The organism is Arthrobacter sp. CAN_A6, assembly GCF_015751715.1.
Taxonomy (GTDB): Bacteria; Actinomycetota; Actinomycetes; order Actinomycetales; family Micrococcaceae; genus Arthrobacter_D.
On sequence record NZ_JADOUV010000046.1, the window covers coordinates 1 to 1,188 of the forward strand.

Here is a 1,188-nt window from a genome sequence, read left to right on the forward strand (position 1 = left end):
GGGACTGCCCAGACTTTGGTTGACACGGGGGGTGGGTGGTCTCTAGGCCGCGTGTGCGGCTAAGTAGATTGTCTCAAACTCGACCGGAGTGAGCTTCCCGAGGGATCGTTGCCGGCGTCGGCGGTTGTATTTCTTCTCGATCCAGACGACCATCGCAAGACGCAGTTGCTCCCGGGTGTCCCACCGGCGGGTGTTCAACACGTTCTTCTGGAGCAGGGAAAAGAACGATTCCATCGCGGCGTTATCGCTCGAGGAACCGACCCGGCCCATCGAGCCACGGAGGCCGTTGTTCTTCAGAAGCCGCACGACCTTCTTCGAACGAAATTGGCTACCTCGGTCGGAGTGGACGATGGTCCCGGCCGGGGCGCGGAGGGTGATTGCGTTTCGGAGGGCTGCGGCGGCGAGTTCCGATGTCATTCGGGTATCGATGGAGTAGCCGACGATCTTGTTCGACCAGCAGTCCTTGACCGCACACAGGTAGAGCTTGCCCTCGCCCGCGGTCCAGTGCTCGGTGATGTCGGTCAACCACACCTGGTCCGGTCCCGTCGCGACGGAACCGAAATCGTGGGTCACGCGGCCCTTGTCATCGACGTTTCCAAGGAGATCGTCGTGCACCGCCGGCCCGGGCTTGTTCCCTTTGCCTCGTCGGCGGTGGTGGGAGGCTTGCAGCCCGCCGATGAGCGCCAGGCGCCACACCCGGTTCTCCGACGCCGTCGCCCCGTGATCGGCGAGCTCGTCAGCGAGGAACCGATACCCCAGTGTCGGGTCGTCGGCATGAATCTCACGCAGCACCTCGATCAGGTGCGCATCATCCCAGTCCCTTTGGGACACGGGGTCCTGCAACCATTTGTAATACCCTTGGGTTGATCGGCCCAGAACCCTGCACGCCACCGCGACCGGCACCCTGATCGGGGCACCGGCCGCGGCCATCTCACGGACGAGCGGGAAGACTATTTTCCCGGCAAGTTCGCTTGCGAGAGATACGCCGCCGCCCGCCGCAGGACCTCGTTCTCCTGCTCGAGCAACCGAATCCGTTTCCTGGCGTCCCGCAGCTCGGCTTGGTCCGCCGCGGTAACACCGGGACGATTACCGTCCTCGATGTCCGCCTTTTTCATCCAGCCATGCAGACATCCTTCGGAGATCCCGAAGTCCTTTGCGATCTGCTTCATCGATGACTGGCCCTTCCGG

General features: G+C 63.1%; 1 protein-coding gene. It reads right to left on the bottom strand.

Features of this window, described 5'->3' with window-relative positions; translation table 11 throughout:
* Window positions 1-42: 42 nt before the first annotated feature.
* Window positions 43-1,188, bottom strand: a protein-coding gene (locus IWX75_RS17490; protein ID WP_196823532.1) for an IS3 family transposase whose coding sequence is annotated in 2 segments (ribosomal slippage) — window positions 43-957 and window positions 960-1,188 — 1,144 coding nt annotated over the 2 segments. Because the reading frame shifts where the segments join, the coding sequence is not laid out codon by codon here. This gene is flagged as partial in the annotation.